Annotated in this window: 14 protein-coding genes; 10 read left to right on the top strand and 4 right to left on the bottom strand. The window is 34.7% G+C overall.

Features of this window, described 5'->3' with window-relative positions:
- Nucleotides 1–49: 49 nt before the first annotated feature.
- The 9 genes from ABEG11_RS00070 (at nucleotide 50) to ABEG11_RS00030 (ending at nucleotide 11,919) form a co-directional block, all read left to right on the top strand.
- Nucleotides 50–1,213: a 2-isopropylmalate synthase gene (locus tag ABEG11_RS00070; RefSeq protein WP_348822153.1), complete on the top strand. Its 1,164-nt coding sequence runs from the start codon at nucleotides 50–52 to the stop codon at nucleotides 1,211–1,213.
- Nucleotides 1,214–1,250: 37 nt separating this feature from the next.
- Nucleotides 1,251–2,366, top strand: a complete 1,116-nt coding sequence (leuB, locus tag ABEG11_RS00065; RefSeq protein WP_348822152.1) for a 3-isopropylmalate dehydrogenase — start codon at nucleotides 1,251–1,253, stop codon at nucleotides 2,364–2,366.
- 284 nt (nucleotides 2,367–2,650) lie between these two features.
- Nucleotides 2,651–4,324 carry a dihydroxy-acid dehydratase gene (ilvD, locus tag ABEG11_RS00060; RefSeq protein WP_348822151.1) on the top strand — a complete coding sequence of 558 codons (1,674 nt, stop codon included), beginning with the start codon at nucleotides 2,651–2,653 and terminating at the stop codon, nucleotides 4,322–4,324.
- 72 nt (nucleotides 4,325–4,396) lie between these two features.
- Nucleotides 4,397–6,085, top strand: coding sequence for a biosynthetic-type acetolactate synthase large subunit (gene ilvB, locus ABEG11_RS00055; protein ID WP_348822150.1), 1,689 nt, complete (start codon nucleotides 4,397–4,399; stop codon nucleotides 6,083–6,085).
- A gap of 76 nt (nucleotides 6,086–6,161) precedes the next feature.
- Entirely contained in the window at nucleotides 6,162–6,686 is a 525-nt protein-coding gene (gene ilvN, locus ABEG11_RS00050) for an acetolactate synthase small subunit (RefSeq protein ID WP_348822149.1), read from the top strand.
- Nucleotides 6,687–6,765: 79 nt separating this feature from the next.
- Nucleotides 6,766–8,238 carry a ketol-acid reductoisomerase gene (gene ilvC, locus ABEG11_RS00045; protein ID WP_348822148.1) on the top strand — a complete coding sequence of 491 codons (1,473 nt, stop codon included), beginning with the start codon at nucleotides 6,766–6,768 and terminating at the stop codon, nucleotides 8,236–8,238.
- Between the two features lie 420 nt (nucleotides 8,239–8,658).
- Nucleotides 8,659–10,569 carry an acetate--CoA ligase gene (acs, locus tag ABEG11_RS00040; RefSeq protein ID WP_348822147.1) on the top strand — a complete coding sequence of 637 codons (1,911 nt, stop codon included), beginning with the start codon at nucleotides 8,659–8,661 and terminating at the stop codon, nucleotides 10,567–10,569.
- 345 nt (nucleotides 10,570–10,914) lie between these two features.
- Nucleotides 10,915–11,292 (top strand): ankyrin repeat domain-containing protein, encoded by a 378-nt coding sequence (locus ABEG11_RS00035; RefSeq protein WP_348822146.1) that lies wholly within the window; start codon nucleotides 10,915–10,917, stop codon nucleotides 11,290–11,292.
- 87 nt (nucleotides 11,293–11,379) lie between these two features.
- Nucleotides 11,380–11,919: a hypothetical protein gene (locus ABEG11_RS00030; RefSeq protein WP_348822145.1), complete on the top strand. Its 540-nt coding sequence runs from the start codon at nucleotides 11,380–11,382 to the stop codon at nucleotides 11,917–11,919.
- A gap of 93 nt (nucleotides 11,920–12,012) precedes the next feature.
- Here ABEG11_RS00030 and ABEG11_RS00025 read toward each other — a convergent pair whose 3' ends face one another.
- The 4 genes from ABEG11_RS00025 to ABEG11_RS00010 form a co-directional block, all read right to left on the bottom strand.
- Nucleotides 12,013–12,609: a DUF2238 domain-containing protein gene (locus tag ABEG11_RS00025; protein ID WP_348822144.1), complete on the bottom strand. Its 597-nt coding sequence runs from the start codon at nucleotides 12,607–12,609 to the stop codon at nucleotides 12,013–12,015.
- A 27-nt stretch (nucleotides 12,610–12,636) separates the two neighbouring features.
- Nucleotides 12,637–13,674: a cytochrome d ubiquinol oxidase subunit II gene (gene cydB, locus ABEG11_RS00020; protein ID WP_348822143.1), complete on the bottom strand. Its 1,038-nt coding sequence runs from the start codon at nucleotides 13,672–13,674 to the stop codon at nucleotides 12,637–12,639.
- 9 nt (nucleotides 13,675–13,683) lie between these two features.
- Nucleotides 13,684–15,036, bottom strand: coding sequence for a cytochrome ubiquinol oxidase subunit I (locus ABEG11_RS00015; RefSeq protein ID WP_348822142.1), 1,353 nt, complete (start codon nucleotides 15,034–15,036; stop codon nucleotides 13,684–13,686).
- A gap of 65 nt (nucleotides 15,037–15,101) precedes the next feature.
- Nucleotides 15,102–16,190, bottom strand: a complete 1,089-nt coding sequence (locus ABEG11_RS00010; protein WP_348822141.1) for a M42 family metallopeptidase — start codon at nucleotides 16,188–16,190, stop codon at nucleotides 15,102–15,104.
- A gap of 84 nt (nucleotides 16,191–16,274) precedes the next feature.
- Here ABEG11_RS00010 and ABEG11_RS00005 point away from each other — a divergent pair, with 84 nt between their 5' ends.
- Complete coding sequence (locus tag ABEG11_RS00005; RefSeq protein ID WP_348822140.1) at nucleotides 16,275–16,934, top strand: DUF4294 domain-containing protein; 660 nt, start codon at nucleotides 16,275–16,277, stop codon at nucleotides 16,932–16,934.
- The last annotated feature ends 775 nt before the right edge of the window (nucleotides 16,935–17,709 follow it).

Here is a 17,709-nt window from a genome sequence, read left to right as displayed (position 1 = left end):
TGAAAACTATTTTTGTTTTGAGATGTGAAATTACATTAAATAAATTAAAATGAATAGAGAGAAAGTCCAAATTTTTGATACCACTTTAAGAGATGGTGAACAGGTCCCAGGATGTAAATTAGACACCAATCAAAAACTCGTTATAGCCAATCGCCTTGACGAAATGGGGGTAGACATCATCGAAGCTGGTTTTCCTGTTTCTAGTCCAGGTGATTTTTTATCTGTCTCTGAAATATGTAAAATTGTAAAAAATGCAACTGTATGCGGGCTTACCAGAGCAGTTGAAAATGATATAGATGTTGCAGCTCAGGCATTGAAACATGCAGTAAGACCTAGAATTCATACAGGAATAGGAACTTCTGATTCACATATTATACACAAATTGCAAACGACTCCTGAGGATGTAATTGCAAGAGCTAAACATGCAGTTGCACATGCAAAAAAATATGTAGAAGATGTTGAGTTCTATGCAGAGGATGCAGGCAGAACAGATAATGCTTTTTTGGCTAAAGTCTGTGAAGAAGTAATTAAATCCGGTGCTACGGTTCTTAACATTCCAGATACTACAGGATATTGTCTTCCAGAGGAATACGGAGCAAAAATAAAATACCTTAAAGAGAATGTAAAAGGTATTGATAATGTTACAATTTCCTGTCATTGTCATAATGATTTAGGAATGGCAACTGCTAATTCTATTGCTGGGGCTGTAAACGGTGCCCGTCAGATTGAATGTACCATCAACGGAATAGGAGAGAGAGCAGGAAATACAGCACTTGAAGAAGTAGTTATGATTTTCAAACAGCATCCTTACCTGAATTTATATACAGATATCAATAGCAGGCAATTGAATGAAATGAGCCGTTTGGTATCTGAAAGCATGGGAATGATAGTGCAGCCCAATAAAGCAATCGTTGGTGCTAATGCTTTTGCTCACAGTTCCGGAATTCATCAGGATGGAGTAATCAAAAATAGAGAAACTTACGAAATCATGGATCCATTGGATGTTGGTGTCAATGAGTCATCGATTATTTTAACAGCAAGAAGCGGAAGAGCAGCTTTGGCTTACAGAGCTAAAAAAGTGGGGTACGAACTTACAAAAACTCAATTGGATATTGTCTATGTTGAGTTTTTAAAGTTTGCTGATATTAAAAAAGAGGTCTTGGATAATGATATTCATCAGATTATAGAGGCAAGTAACATATACGTTAATTAATTATTTAGAAGAAAAATTACTTTTTAAAATAAATATTATGAACTTAAAAATAGCAGTACTTTCAGGTGATGGTGTAGGCCCAGAGGTTATCTTGCAAGCTAAGAAAGCCTTGTATGCTATTAGTGTTGCCTATGATCATGAATTTATTTTTGAAGATGCCTTAATTGGTGCGGTTGCTATTGAAAAAACTAGAAACCCTTTGCCTGAGCAGACTTTAAATCTTTGCTTGAATACTGATGCAGTTTTGTTTGGCGCTATTGGGAATCCAAAATATGATAACAATCCTGAATCTAAAGTGCGCCCAGAACAAGGATTATTGAGATTACGAAAAGAGTTAGGTCTTTATGCCAATATCAGGCCTATAAAACCATTTAAAAATCTTTTAGATGCTTCACCAATAAAAAGAGAAGTAATTGAAAATGTAGATTTTGTTATATATAGAGAATTAACCGGAGGATCGTATTATGGCGATAAAGTCATAAATGACAATGGAACTTTTGCTTCGGATATATGCGAATATTCAGAAAATGAGATAAATCGCATTACGCACCAGGCTTTTAAAGCGGCTCAAGGCAGAAGAAAAAAAGTAACATTGGTAGATAAGGCTAATGTATTGGAAACTTCCAGATTATGGAGAAAATTAGTTAAAGAAATTGCGAAACAATATCCAGATGTAAGATTAGAATGCCAGTACATTGATAATGTAGCCATGCAGATAATTACTGATCCTAAGCAGTATGATGTGATCCTGACCGAAAATTTATTTGGCGATATCCTATCTGATGAAGCTTGTGCTATTATGGGGTCTATTGGATTGATGGCTTCAGCTTCAATTGGTGATAGTAAGGCGCTTTTCGAACCTATACATGGGTCATATCCTCAGGCAAAAAAGAAAAATATAGCTAATCCAATCGCTTCAATTTTGTCTGCAGCCATGTTGTTAGAACATTTTGGCCTGCACAAAGAAGCAAAAAAAGTTTATGAAGCTGTGGAGAAAGCTATTGAATATAAAGTAGTTACTATTGATTTGAATCCAGGTTCAAGATTTGGTACGAATGATGTTGGTGATTTTATTTCGAATGTCATATTAAGTAAGGATGATTTGTATTTTAAAAACGATAATGTTCAAATTGGGCAATCAACTATCGTTTAATTAATAAAAATCATAAAATATTGAATTATATCACTAATTACTTTTAGTTTGTTGGTTAAAAGTTTTTTATTTTAGATTTATTTTGTACTTTTGCAAAGTCAAAAAAACAAATGACAAAATAAAAAAAATGAAACATATTATCAACGTCCTTGTAGTAGTAAGTGTCATTGTGATTATCACATATGAAAAGGGATTGGTATAAATATAAGTGAAAAACATATATAAAACCTCCCATAATCTGGGAGGTTTTTTTTATAAATAAAATTAAATACACAATAAATAGAATGGAATTAAATAAATACAGCAAGACAATCACGCAAGATGAAACACAACCAGCTTCGCAGGCCATGTTCTACGGAATCGGTTTGACAGAAGAGGATCTTAAAAAAGCGCAAGTCGGAATTGTGAGTATGGGTTATGATGGGAATCCTTGTAACATGCACTTAAACGACTTAGCCAAGGATATTAAAACTGGTGTCTGGAAAGAGGATTTAGTCGGTTTGATATTTAATACTATTGGTGTAAGTGATGGTATTTCTAACGGTAATGATGGAATGCGTTATTCTTTGGTTTCCCGTGATGTTATTGCTGATTCTATCGAAACAGTTATGGGAGCACAATGGTATGATGGTTTAATAGCCGTACCAGGCTGTGACAAAAATATGCCAGGTGCTTTAATGGCAATGGGCAGAGTAAACCGTCCTTCTATTATGGTTTATGGCGGATCAATTCACCCAGGAAAATGGAAAGGTGAAGATTTGAATATCGTTTCTGCTTTTGAAGCATTAGGTAAAAAAATTAAAAATACAATTACACCGGAAGATTTCAAAGGAGTAATTCAAAATGCATGCCCAGGCCCTGGCGCTTGTGGCGGAATGTATACAGCCAACACTATGTCATCGGCAATTGAGGCTTTAGGAATGAGTTTGCCCTACAGTTCATCCAACCCTGCTTTAAGTCCAGAAAAACAACAGGAATGTGTTGATGCTGGTAAAGCTATTAGAGTACTGCTGGAAAAAGACATCAAGCCTAGAGATATTATGACTCGCAAAGCGTTCGAAAATGCAATTACAATGGTAGCAGTTTTGGGAGGTTCTACAAATGCAGTTATGCATTTAATAGCAATGGCTCACTCAGTTGACATTGAATTAACTTTAAAAGATTTTCAGGATATCAGTGATAGAACCCCATTATTAGCAGACTTAAAACCTAGCGGTAAATATTTAATGGAAGATTTACATAATGTTGGAGGTGTTCCAGGGGTGATGAAGTATTTATTGAAAGAAGGTTTCCTTCACGGTGACTGTTTAACAGTAACAGGAAAAACATTGGCCGAAAACTTAGCTTCGGTTCCTGATTTGCATGACGGTCAAGAAGTTGTTTTTGAAGTTGGAAAAGCATTAAAAACAACTGGAAATATCCAGATATTATACGGTAACATTGCGACAGAAGGCTGTGTTGCTAAAATCAGCGGTAAAGAAGGTGAATTCTTTGAAGGTACTGCAGTAGTTTTTGAAGGTGAAAAAGATGTAATCAGAGGGATTCAGGCAGGTGAAGTAAAACCTGGAAACGTAGTAATTATCCGTTATTGTGGTCCAAAAGGAGGGCCTGGTATGTCTGAAATGCTAAAACCAACATCTGCTATCATGGGAGCTGGTTTAGGAAATTCGGTTGCATTAATTACTGATGGACGTTTCTCTGGAGGTTCTCATGGTTTTGTGGTAGGACACGTTACTCCGGAAGCGTATGAAGGAGGAGGAATTGCCTTGATAGAAAATGGTGATGTCATAACAATAGATGCTGTAAAAAACACAATTGATGTAAAAATTTCTGATGAAGAATTAGCAAAACGAAAAGCTAATTGGAAAAGACCAGAATCAGCAATCAAACAAGGGGTTTTACTTAAATATATGCGTTCGGTCTCCAGTGCATCTGAAGGATGTGTTACCGACAAATAATTTAATAAAAACAACAAACCTGTAAGTCAAAAAAATAAAAAAAAGACTTATTGGTGAAAAATAAAAAATAAAATGAAAATATCAGGGGCTGAAGCCGTTATCAGATGTTTATTAGCAGAAGAAGTAAATTTGGTTTATGGGTATCCAGGCGGAGCTATTATGCCGGTTTATGATGAAATATATAAATTTCAAGATCAATTGCACCATGTTTTGGTACGTCACGAACAAGGTGCAGCACACGCAGCGCAAGGTTTTGCAAGAGCTACAGGCAAGGTAGGTGTCGCAATAGCTACGTCAGGACCAGGGGCGACAAATTTAGTAACAGGTATTGCAGATGCTCAAATTGATTCTACGCCATTAGTATGTATTACTGGTCAGGTTGGAAAACATTTATTAGGTTCCGATGCCTTTCAGGAAACTGACATCATTGGAATTTCGACTCCAGTAACCAAATGGAATTATCAGATTACTGAAGCTCATGAAATTCCTGAAATTATTGCTAAAGCTTTTTATATTGCACGTTCTGGCCGTCCAGGTCCAGTTTTAATTGATATTACGAAAAATGCCCAGTTTGATGAATTGGATTTTAGTTATGAAAAATGTACTGGAATTAGAAGTTATCATCCAAAGCCTGATTTGGATTTTCAAAAAGTGCAAGAGGCTGCCGATTTAATTAATAATGCCAAAAGGCCGTATATTATTTTTGGACAAGGTATTATATTGAGTGAAGCGGAAGAGGAGTTAAAAAGATTTGTTGAAAAATCGGGCATTCCAGCTGCCTGGACTATTTTAGGTCTTTCAGCTTTGCCAACTGATCATCCTTTAAATGTGGGAATGGTAGGTATGCACGGTAATTATGGGCCAAATCTTTTAACTAATGAATGTGATGTGCTAATTGCTCTAGGTATGCGTTTTGATGACCGTGTTACTGGAAATTTAGCAACTTATGCCAAACAGGCCAAAGTAATTCACTTCGAAATTGATCCTGCAGAGGTTGATAAAAATGTAAAAACAAATGTTGCAGTTCTGGCTGACGTAAAAGAAGCTTTAACAGCATTGATTCCATTAATTGATAAAAAAGCTCATGATGCTTGGCATAATGAATTCAAAGAAAAGTACAGAATTGAATTTGATGCCGTTATAGGTGAAGAGTTGACTCCAAGTCATGGAAAAGGTATTTCGATGGGCGAAACCATGGAAATGATTAATAAGCATTCAAAAGGGGATGCAATCATTGTTTCGGATGTTGGTCAGCACCAAATGTTTGCCTGCCGTTATGCCAAATTCAATTCGACCAAGAGCAATGTTACTTCGGGAGGTTTGGGTACAATGGGATTTGCTTTGCCAGCAGCAATAGGTGCCAAAATGGGAAAACCAGATCGTGAAGTTGTTGCTATAATTGGTGATGGCGGTTTTCAAATGAATATTCAAGAGCTCGGGACTATTTTTCAATCACAGGTTCCTGTCAAAATAGTGGTAATGAACAATGAATTTTTAGGTATGGTGCGCCAATGGCAGGAATTATTTTTTGACAATCGCTATGCGTCTACCAAGATGATTAATCCAAACTTTATTGCTATTGCAGAAGGATATCATATAAAATCCAGAAAAGTAGTGCAAAGAGAAGATTTAGATGATGCTGTTGCTGAAATGATGGCGTCAAAAGAGTCCTATTTCTTGGAAGTTATGGTTGAAAAAGAGAATAACGTATTCCCAATGATTCCAACAGGAGCATCGGTTTCTGACATGAGATTATCTTAAAATAGTTTAAAGTTTAAAGTTTGAAACTGTTAACAATTTAAACTTTAAACATTTTTTTAAACTTAAAAAATAAAAAATGGAAAATAAAATGTTCACCATTTCTGTTTATTCAGAAAATAATGTTGGCTTATTAAACAGGATATCGGGTATATTCTTAAAACGCCATATAAATATATTAAGCCTAAATGTTTCAGAATCTGAAATTGAAAATGTTTCGAGATTTGTAATTGTTGTAAACACGACTGAAAAATGGGTGCAAAACATTGTAGGACAGATAGAAAAACAAATTGAGGTTATCAAAGCGTTTTACCATGTTGATGAAGAAACCATCTTTTTGGAAAGCGCAATTTTCAAAATTGAATCCAGCCTGCTTTTTGATGAAAGGCAAATCCAGAACATCATTAAAGACAGTAAATCAGAAATAGTTACAGTATCAAGAGAGTTTTTTGTGATTTCAAAATCAGGAAGACGCTCAGAAATTGAAGAATTATATGCAAAATTGAAGCCTTTTGGTATCATGCAGTTTGTTCGGTCAGGAAGAATTTCTGTTTCAAAAGAAAAAATGGAAATTTCATCATTATTATTAGAAGCTTTAAATTAAAACACAATCTGTTAAAATTAAATTAATTCAGGTTACAATTCAATTATTAAATTTTACATTCATTAAATATTAAAAAAAAATGGCAAATTATTTCAATTCATTACCACTTAGATTACAATTAGAACAATTAGGAGTTTGCGAATTCATGGATCAATCAGAATTTGCAAATGGGATAGATGCATTAGCAGGAAAAAAAGTAGTCATAGTTGGTTGTGGAGCTCAAGGTTTGAACCAAGGTTTAAACATGAGAGATTCAGGTTTAGATATTTCTTATGCATTGCGTGCAGAAGCTATCGCAGAGAAAAGAGCTTCTTGGAAAAATGCAACTGATAATGGTTTCAAAGTGGGAACTTATGAAGAATTAATCCCAACAGCTGATTTGGTTTGTAACTTAACACCAGATAAACAGCATACAGCAGTAATTACTGCAATCATGCCATTGATGAAACAAGGAGCAACTTTGTCATATTCACATGGTTTCAACATCGTTGAAGAAGGAATGCAGATTCGTAAAGACTTAACTGTTATTATGTGTGCTCCTAAATGTCCTGGATCTGAAGTTCGTGAAGAATATAAAAGAGGTTTTGGTGTGCCTACACTTATTGCAGTTCACCCCGAAAATGATCCAAATGGAGTAGGATTAGACCAAGCTAAAGCGTATGCTGTTGCTACAGGAGGAAACAGAGCAGGTGTTTTGAGATCATCTTTCGTTGCCGAAGTAAAATCAGATTTAATGGGTGAGCAGACTATTCTTTGCGGATTGCTGCAGACTGGTTCTATATTGTGTTTTGACAAAATGGTTGCTGAAGGTGTAGATGCAGGATATGCTTCTAAATTGATTCAATATGGCTGGGAAACTATTACTGAGGCATTGAAATACGGAGGTATTACAAATATGATGGACAGATTGTCTAATCCAGCTAAAATTGAAGCTTTCAAAGTTTCTGAAGAATTAAAAGATATCATGCGTCCATTATTCCAAAAACATATGGATGATATTATCTCAGGTCATTTCTCTAAAACAATGATGGAAGACTGGGCTAATGATGATAAAAACTTATTGACTTGGAGAGCTGCAACAGGAGAAACAAATTTTGAAAAAACTCCAGCTGGAAATGTTGAAATTTCAGAGCAGGAATATTTTGACAATGGAGTATTGATGGTTGCGATGGTAAGAGCTGGTGTTGAATTAGCTTTCGAAGCAATGACAGATTCAGGAATAATTGAAGAGTCAGCTTACTATGAGTCATTACACGAAACACCGCTTATTGCTAATACAATCGCAAGAAAGAAATTATTCGAAATGAACCGTGTAATTTCTGATACTGCAGAGTACGGATGTTATTTGTTCGATCACGCTTGTAAGCCATTAATCGCTGAATACGTGAAAAATGCACCAAGCAACTTAGTTGGCCGTCCATTTAATAATGGAAATAATGGTGTAGATAATAAAGAATTGATCGAAGTAAATGCAATTATCAGAAATCACCCTGTTGAAGAAGTAGGGGCGTGGTTAAGAGAATCAATGACCGCAATGAAAAAAATTGTATAATTAAATAAAAATTAGGATTAACACACGTGAGAGGTGTGCTGGGATTTGCATAATATCATTAAGGTTTAAATATTTTGAATTAGTAAGCACTTATTGGACAATTGAAAGATATTTATGCATAGTTACATTCACTTAACTTCGAACGAGCTGTAAGTTAAGTGAAGTAATCCCTAGTTGTTATGATTTTTTTTGTTTATAAAGAATAAAAAAAATTGCTGTTTAATATTGTTAATAAAAGGGCATGTTACTTGGTGACTATGCTCTTTTCTTGTTTTAAATCTGATAATAAAACTAAAACGTTATCAAAAAATCATTAAATTTTATATAAGAGCATTTTTTTATTATTTTTTTAGTGTATTTTCCAAATTAATAGTTTTGTAAACCGAACAGATTTAATACTTTTATAAAAAATTAAAAAAGATGAGTTATTTTAAAATTGATAGTCTAGAACAATACTTTAAACATTATAATAAATCGATACGTGAGCCTCGAAAATTTTGGGGAAAAATTGCCGAAGAGAACTTCACATGGTATCAATACTGGGACAAAGTTGTCGATTTTAATATGGCTGACGCCGAAGTAAAATGGTTTGTTGATGCAAAAGTGAATATTACTAAAAACTGCATTGACAGGCATTTAGCTAAAAAAGGAGAAAAAACCGCAATAATTTTTGAACCCAATGACCCTTCAGAAGACGCATTGCATATAAGCTATAATGAGCTTTATGAGCGAGTGTCCAAAATGGCAAATGTATTACGCGAGCAAGGAATTACTAAAGGTGACCGCGTATGTATTTATTTGCCAATGATTCCTGAATTAGCTGTTTCTGTTTTGGCTTGTGCCCGAATTGGAGCAATCCACTCAGTTGTATTTGCAGGTTTCTCAGCATCGGCGGTTGCATCTAGGATAAATGATAGTGAATGTAAAATGGTAATTACTTCTGATGGTGGTTACCGCGGAAATAAAACCATTGATTTAAAAGGGATAATTGATGAAGCATTACAAAGTTGTCCAAGCGTAACTTCTGTTTTAGTTGCAAAAAGAACAAATGCCGACATCCAAATGAAAGCTGGTCGTGACCAATGGCTAGCGCCTCTTCTTGATAATGCAATCAATAACAGCGTTGCTGAAATTATGGATGCCGAAGATCCTTTATTTATACTTTATACTTCTGGATCTACTGGCAAACCAAAAGGAATGGTTCATACAACTGCTGGTTACATGGTTTATACTGCTTATACTTTTAAGAATGTCTTTAATTACGAAGATAATGATATTTTCTGGTGTACTGCTGATATTGGCTGGATCACAGGACATTCCTATATTTTATATGGTCCATTATTAAATGGTGCAACTACAGTTATTTATGAAGGAATTCCTTCTTATCCTGATTTTAGCCGTTTTTGGGAAACTATCGAAAAACACAAAATAACCCAGTTTTATACTGCACCAACCGCAATTCGAGCATTGGCAAAAGAAAATTTATCTTATGTTCAAAGATTTCCGCTTAAATCATTGAAAGTGATTGGGTCAGTTGGAGAGCCAATTAATGAAGAAGCTTGGCACTGGTACAATGACCACGTAGGAGGAAAACGCTGTCCAGTTGTAGATACTTGGTGGCAAACTGAGACAGGAGGTATAATGATTGCACCATTGTCATTTATTACACCTACAAAACCTACTTATGCTACATTGCCATTGCCTGGAATTCAGCCTGTTTTAATGGACGATAAAAGAAATGAAATAGAAGGTAATCAAGTAGTAGGAAGTTTGTGTATCAAGTTTCCGTGGCCTGGTATCGCGAGAACGATCTGGGGAGATCATAAAAGATATAAGGATACATATTTTTCAACTTTTCCGGGTAAATATTTCACTGGTGATGGAGCTTTGCGAGATGAAGTTGGATATTACAGGATTACAGGACGTGTAGATGATGTAGTGATAGTATCTGGACATAACTTGGGTACAGCACCAATTGAAGACGCTATTAATGAGCATCCTGCTGTTGCAGAATCTGCAATTGTCGGATTTCCGCACGATATCAAGGGTAATGCATTGTATGGATATGTTATTCTTAAGGAATCAGGTGAGTACAGAGATAGAGATAACTTGTCTAAAGAGATTAATCAGCATATTGCCGATCACATTGGTCCAATTGCCAAGCTGGATAAAATTCAGTACGTTACAGGTTTGCCAAAAACGAGATCTGGTAAAATTATGCGCCGTATTTTAAGAAAGATTGCCGAAGGTGATTATTCAAATTTTGGAGATATTACGACGTTATTGAATCCTGAAATTGTAGACGAAATTGTTAAAGGAAAAATTTCTTGACGATCTAATATTAATATATTTATATAAAACTGCTTCAAAATTTGAAGCAGTTTTTTTTTGCTCCATGGAGTTTTTTTTTTATTTGTTAATTATTTACTAAAGATAGTAACATTCTTTTTTATTTGGAGTCTATATAAATATCAGTTGTAGTAATTCACTCAGTTTTTATTCTATGACAGCTAATGAGTTTACAATTTTTTCAATAAAATCGTTTAATAAGTTAATAAAAAGTTAAAATTAAGTACTATGTGATACACAATACCTTTTTTAAGATATATATTTGCATAGAATATTATTATATAGTTCAAACAGTTTAAATCAATCATCAATCAAAAAACAATTATCATGAAAAAAACAATCGTTTATTTAGGAGTAGCTTTAGCAGCATTTACAAATGTTTCTTTAGCATCAAATGCAAAATCAAATGTAACAGTTTCACAAAAAGTTGAGTTATATGAAACAAATACGCCATTGGGATATGCCATCAGCAAAGGAGATATTGAAGCCGTTAAAAAATTTATCGAATATGGTGCTGATGTAAATGAAGTATCTAATGGTATGAGTCCATTAATGATTGCAGCCCGTTATAATAAAGTTGAGATCATTAAACTTCTATTATCTAAAGGAGCCAATCTTAATAAAAAGGACGAAAATGGCTTTACCGCTTTAAAATATGCAGAATTGTCTAATGCCACTGAAGCAATTCAGTTATTAAAGCAATAAAAAATAATAAAAAAAATGAGGCGTCATAGACAGCTGATGCCTCATTACAAAATCAATCAATCAATCAATCAAAAAATATAATCAATCATGAAAAAATCACTTTTAATCTTAGCAATTACATTAATATCTTTTTCGAACAGCAGTAATGCGAACACAGTTAATTTGCCATACAATTTATTCCAGAATTCATTCTATTTGGATAATAATGAAAGAATTGAGAATCACGATTCAAAGAAATTTGATAAACCTTCGTTAGCAGTTGATGTTGAAGTTTTCGATCCAGAAACAGTTATTGCAAGCAGCCCAAAAACAGTAAAAGACATCATTGCTGAGGGTGATAAAATTGTTGAGAAAACTATTTCTGAAGATGTGGAATTTATTAAATATGAGGAGTTCATGAAACAAATAATAGCACAATCAGATTTAATCATAGAAAACGCTGTGTCAAATGAAACGTATCCTTTGTATGCTGAAAGAACTATAGAAGATGAAATAGCCGAGTTGGAATTAATCATCGAAAGTACTAAAACAAATGAAGCTAGTCCTTTGGATTTTAAAAAAATCAACAGTAATTCTATTTTAAATAATAGCACATTCAATACTAAAACATTTATTGGAATGAATTAATTTCAAATGATTAAAATGTTTTTTATCAAAACTTAACGGGATCTTTTTTTTAAAGAAGCACCATTATAAAGAGTATAATGATGCTTTTTTATATTAGATTTTTAATAGTTCCCGATCTTGTATCTTTGAAAATAATAACAAAGCTGCGATTGCGCCAATTGTTGCAAACAGCATATCAGATTGAGTGTCCCAAACATAACCTTGCGTTCCTAAAAAGGCGTCACCACCATCTCCTGTAACAACAGAAACAAACCATTCAATCCATTCGTAAGCAGCACTAATTGCTAAACAGATACTAACAATTATAAAATTGAAGAATTTTTTATTGGCTATTACATTTTTTCTGATAAATAATTCGCGAATAATCATCACTGGTACAAAACCTTGGGCAAAATGACCAACCTTGTCATAATTGTTCCGGCTTTGATGAAAGACTTCTTTTATGTAATCAAATAACGGAACCTCGGCATAAGTATAATGACCTCCTATAAATAAAATAATGCAATGAATTAAAATTAAAGTGTAGGTAAAATTAGTGAATCGAAATTTTTTGAATGTAAAAGCCAAAATGAAAAGTCCTATTATTGCAGGAATAATTTCCAGGAAACAAGTAAAGGTTTCTTTTGGATGGATAATAGACCAAAAAATTGTGGCAGTAAACACAGTTAATAATGTGTAAATGTATTTCATGCTGGAAGTTTTAAAAGCCTGTTTCATTTAGTAGCTGGTATCATCGAGTTTAACTTTTCCATTGAATGTCCTGTATAAAAAGAAAAAGTAAGCTGCTAATAAAGGAGCGCCAATGACAACTATTGTTAGCATAATGCCTAATGATTTTTGTGAAGAAGCGGCATTGTATATGGTTACATTGAATTTAGGATCAATTGTGGAAATTAAAAGTGTTGGATACAATTGCAGCGCAACTAAAATTAATAAAAAAGCCATTGTTAAGGAAGAGAATATCAATGCAAGCATATATTGTTTTTTTGAAACCAGTCGCGGAACATTGGCTACAGCCAGAAATGAAATAACGGGTACAATGAAATATACTGGATTAGCTCTAAAATTAGCCGTAACTTCTGGAATAAATACTAACGTATACAATGTAGTAATTCCAAAGCTTATGATAAAAAAGATCATTCCTTTTTTGAGCAAAAAGGTTAATCTGGCATGTAATCTTCCTTCTGTCTTTAGTAACAAGTAAATTGCTCCTTGCGTCATAAAGATGGACAAAGTTGTAAATCCAACCATAATTGCGTAAGGATTCAGAAAAGAAAAAAACACTCCGCCATGATAGCTGAAATTGGGTCCTAAAGCAAAACCTTGCAAAATATTACCCAAGACTACTCCAAGCAAAAATGCAATTGATATGCTGGAAATGCTGTAAATGATGTCCCAGCCATTTCTCCACCATTTCATTTCTTCATCACTTCTAAATTTAATAGCCGCAGCGCGGAGTACATTGAGCATCAAAAACAGCATAAATGGCACGTACATAGCTGATAACATTGTTGCATACATCACAGGGAATCCCGCAAATAAAGCACCACCGCCAATAATCAGCCAGACTTGGTTTGCATCCCAAACAGGTGCAATCGCATTTATTGCAATTCTTCGGCTTAAGTCTTTTCTGAAAAATAAATGCCATGCACCAGCACCAAAATCAAAGCCTTCTAATATAGCATATCCAGAGAACAGCAATCCTATTACTAAATACCATAATGTTGGGTAATCGATTCCTAAAAAAGTTTCCATAACTAAAGTTTAAAAGGATTTGAATGTTACTTTTTTCTCTGCTTCATTATATGGTCCATGCTTTATTTTTTTATTGACTGTATATAAAAATAAAACTAGCAATAATGAGTAAACTACTGTAAAAAGTATTAAGGAAAATACAATTTGGTTAGATGTAACTTCCTGAGAAAATGCTTCGCTTGTTCTTAAATGTCCATAAACCACCCACGGCTGTCTTCCCATTTCGGCAGTAAACCAGCCTACTTGATTAGCTATCTGTGGTAAAATAACAGCATAGGAAAAAATCCATAAAATCCATCTGGTTTCGAATAGTTTTCCTCGCCACCATAAAAAACTGGCATACAATGTGAGTCCAATTAAGAACATTCCAATTGCAACCATAATGTGATAGAATTGAAAAACAGCGTTAATTTGGGTAGGTCTGTCTTCAATTGGGAAATTATTTAATCCTTTTACAGGCGCATCAAAATCCTGATGAACAAGAAATGATAAACCTCCAGGAATCCCTATTCCGGTAACTTTTTGATTTTCTTTATCAACCCAGCCTAGAAGATATAAATCGGCAGGCTTGTCCTTTCCAAAATGACCTTCCATTGTCGCGAGTTTTGCAGGCTGATTTACCGCAACTCCGTCAGCTGTGCTGTGTCCCGAAATTAATTGAGCAAGCGAAAATACGGTAGCAACAACCAAAGAAATTTGGAGTGCTTTTTTAGATATTTCTATATAGCGCCCTTTTCTGATATAATATGCATGTACACTTAAAACCAAAAATGCCCCAGCCAAAATTGCTCCCTGCCAAGTATGAATGATTCTGTCCACACTAGAGGGATTGAAAACCATTGCCCAAAAATCGGTTACTTCGGCACGAGCGTGCATTCCTGTACCCACAATATGGTATCCTGCCGGTGTCTGCTGCCATGAATTAGCAACAACAATCCAGACAGCTGAGAACATAGAACCTAAAAATACTCCCAATGTAGATACAAAATGAACCCAGGGCTTTACACGATTCCATCCAAAAAGCAATATGCCGAGAAAAGTGCTCTCCAAGCCAAAGGCAAACAATCCTTCGGCGGCTAATGCGCTTCCAAAAATATCACCTACATACCGTGAGTATACTGCCCAGTTGGTTCCAAATTCAAACTCCATTATTATTCCGGTTGCAACGCCAATTCCAAATGTAATTGCAAATATTTTAATCCAGAAGCGGGTCAAAATTTCGTACTCTTTATTCCCCGTTTTAAGATAAAGACCTTCCATAATGACCATTATCAAACCTATCCCAATGCTTAAAGGAGGATAGATATAATGAAAAGCAATAGTAAAGGCAAATTGTATGCGGGCTAATATTTCAACATCCATGATGTAACTATTTTATATTAAGTGTTTTGAAAAAAAAAGCACCATTTATAATGGTGCCTATGTGGTTATTTAAAATATGAAAAGGTTTCATTGTTTTCAATCTTCAGTAATGTTTCGTATATCAGTTTGATTACATTTTCGACGTCTTCACGGTGAACCATTTCAACAGTTGTGTGCATGTATCGCAATGGAAGCGAAATCAAGGCCGAAGCTACTCCGCCGTTGCTGTATGCAAAAGCATCGGTGTCGGTACCGGTCACTCTTGAAGAAGCCAGTCGCTGAAACGGAATATTTTTTTCCACTGCCGTATCGAGTATTAATTCTCGCAAATTGTTTTGAACAGCAGGAGCATAAGTCACAACAGGGCCTTTCCCTATTTTAGTTTCGCCCTCGATTTTCTTGTCAATCATCGGAGTGGTCGAGTCATGGCAGACATCTGTAATAATGGCCACATTTGGCTTTATGGTTTGTGTAATCATTTCAGCACCTCTCAAGCCAACTTCTTCTTGAACCGCATTCGTGATATATAAACCAAACGGCAGTTTAATATTATTTTCATGCAATAAACGGGCAACTTCCGCAATCATAAAACCACCCATACGGTTGTCAATGGCACGGCAGACAAACTTATTTTCGTTCATGATCATAAATTCATCAGGATAAGTTATTACACATCCTACATGAACCCCCATTTTTTCAACCTGTTCTTTGGTTTCGCATCCCAAATCAATAAATATATTGCTGATTTTTGGATTTTCCTCCTTATCTCTGTTTCGGGTATGAATAGCAGGCCACCCAAAAACACCTTTTACAATTCCATTTTTAGTATGGATATTCACGCGTTTAGATGGGGCAATCTGGTGATCAGAACCTCCATTTCGTATCACATATACCATTCCATCATCCGTAATATAATTCACATACCATGCAATTTCATCAGCATGCCCTTCTATGACAACTTTATATGGAGCATCAGGATTGATGACCCCGACAGCAGTTCCATAAGTATCGGTAATAAAAGTATCTACATATGGTTTTAAATAATCCATCCATATTTTTTGCCCTTCACTTTCAAAGCCAGTAGGTGAGGCGTTATTCAAATAATTCTCTAAAAAAGTGATGGATGATGCATTCAATATTGGTTCAGTACTCATATAAAATAATTTTCGGCTAAATTAAAAATTTGTCTTTATAGTTCTATATTTAATGTATAATTTTGTGTTAAAAATATTTTCCCCATGAAGCTCTATAAAATTCTATTTTTTTGTTTTTTGACATCATTGTCCCTTTATGCTCAAGACCCTAAAAATGACAATATTCCTATGGGGTATGTCTTAACAGAGGCTGATAGTATATTTGGTGATACTATTGTACTGCCTGAACTGGTAATTGAGACTCACAAAATGAGTGATGAGGATAAAAAGCAATTTTTATTGCTTCAAAAAAGAGTTTATGCTACCTATCCATATGCCAGGATCGCTGCAGAAAGACTGACTTCTTTAAATAGAGGCATGGAAAAGTTTACTAACAAAAGAGATAAAAAAAGATATTTCAAAATAGTTGAAGATTATTTAAGCAATGAGTTCGAAGATCGTTTAAAAAAACTTTCCAAAAAGCAGGGCCAGATTTTGGTCAAATTAATAGACAGACAAACAGGAACCACTACTTACGACCTGATTAAAAATCTTAAAAGCGGTTTCAAGGCATTCGTTTCAAATACAACTGCAAGTATGTTTAATATCGATTTAAAAATGCAGTATAAGCCTTTTGAAGTCAATGAAGATTATTTAATTGAAACTATATTAGTCAGGGGATTTGAGTCGGGAAGGCTCCGCAAGCAAGAGGCAGCTAAGCCAATTGATTACGAAAAGCTAGACGAAGCTTGGCTAAAAAAATAAATATTTACAGACCTTAACACACGAAAAGAGATGATTATAAAAGTAATTGTCTCTTTTTTTTATACCAAATCAGGAGCATTCTCCAGCTGTTCACTGTATCTATTGTCCCGAACCCCGGGACAATAGGATGCCGTTTCCATCTGGGCTAGGGCATCAGTTTTCATAATAAAGAGAGCATGAATTTATGCTTTATATATTAAGGATAGAAGTGTCCAAAGGTAAAATCCGTGCAGATCTGTTTAATCTGTCAGATCTGCGGTTTATTTTAAACATGCAGAATTGGTAAAGAAACCTTCGGAATCCTGCCAAAAACGATAAAACTGCCAAAAAAAACCTGTCAGAATTAAAAATCCTCAAAAACCCCCAGCTGTAAATCAAAGGTTACCAGAGTATTAAAAAATAAACAAAAAATAATCACAAAAAACCCATTGTTTAAACGGAAAAACTGACTACTTTTGCACCCGCAACAGCGACGACGTTCATTAAGATACTGGCAGGAAAAGCAAATCAGGGAGAAAAGAAATTTTCGAAAAAAGATTTAAAAAGCTTGCGAGATTTAAAAATGTGAGTTACTTTTGCACCCCGCAAACGAAGTTCACCGAACACCTTTTTTAAATAAGGGTTAAGTGAGGTAAAATGCGTAACGTTCCTTGAGAGACTGCAGAGAAAATGAGAAGAAAACGAAAATAAAATTTTCAAAAAAAACTTCAAGATTATCTTGCCGGTTAAAAAAGAATTGTTACTTTTGCACCCGCTTTGAGAGACAAGCGGAATA

This window comes from Flavobacterium aestuarii, from assembly GCF_040049115.1.
In the GTDB taxonomy this organism is placed as follows: domain Bacteria; phylum Bacteroidota; class Bacteroidia; order Flavobacteriales; family Flavobacteriaceae; genus Flavobacterium; species Flavobacterium aestuarii.
The sequence above is the reverse complement of the archived record's forward strand: the minus strand, read 5'-3'. Positions and strand labels throughout refer to the sequence as shown.

Excerpts from the sequence above, each read along its gene's own strand:
- ABEG11_RS00025 (WP_348822144.1), bottom strand. The coding sequence starts at position 12,609 with ATGAAATACATTTACACATTATTAACTGTGTTTACTGCCACAATTTTT.
- ABEG11_RS00035 (WP_348822146.1), top strand. The coding sequence starts at position 10,915 with ATGAAAAAAACAATCGTTTATTTAGGAGTAGCTTTAGCAGCATTTACA.
- ilvD (WP_348822151.1), top strand. The coding sequence starts at position 2,651 with ATGGAATTAAATAAATACAGCAAGACAATCACGCAAGATGAAACACAA.
- leuB (WP_348822152.1), top strand. The coding sequence starts at position 1,251 with ATGAACTTAAAAATAGCAGTACTTTCAGGTGATGGTGTAGGCCCAGAG.
- ilvB (WP_348822150.1), top strand. The coding sequence starts at position 4,397 with ATGAAAATATCAGGGGCTGAAGCCGTTATCAGATGTTTATTAGCAGAA.
- ABEG11_RS00005 (WP_348822140.1), top strand. The coding sequence starts at position 16,275 with ATGAAGCTCTATAAAATTCTATTTTTTTGTTTTTTGACATCATTGTCC.
- ABEG11_RS00070 (WP_348822153.1), top strand. The coding sequence starts at position 50 with ATGAATAGAGAGAAAGTCCAAATTTTTGATACCACTTTAAGAGATGGT.
- cydB (WP_348822143.1), bottom strand. The coding sequence starts at position 13,674 with ATGGAAACTTTTTTAGGAATCGATTACCCAACATTATGGTATTTAGTA.
- ABEG11_RS00030 (WP_348822145.1), top strand. The coding sequence starts at position 11,380 with ATGAAAAAATCACTTTTAATCTTAGCAATTACATTAATATCTTTTTCG.
- ABEG11_RS00015 (WP_348822142.1), bottom strand. The coding sequence starts at position 15,036 with ATGGATGTTGAAATATTAGCCCGCATACAATTTGCCTTTACTATTGCT.
- ilvN (WP_348822149.1), top strand. The coding sequence starts at position 6,162 with ATGGAAAATAAAATGTTCACCATTTCTGTTTATTCAGAAAATAATGTT.
- ABEG11_RS00010 (WP_348822141.1), bottom strand. The coding sequence starts at position 16,190 with ATGAGTACTGAACCAATATTGAATGCATCATCCATCACTTTTTTAGAG.
- ilvC (WP_348822148.1), top strand. The coding sequence starts at position 6,766 with ATGGCAAATTATTTCAATTCATTACCACTTAGATTACAATTAGAACAA.
- acs (WP_348822147.1), top strand. The coding sequence starts at position 8,659 with ATGAGTTATTTTAAAATTGATAGTCTAGAACAATACTTTAAACATTAT.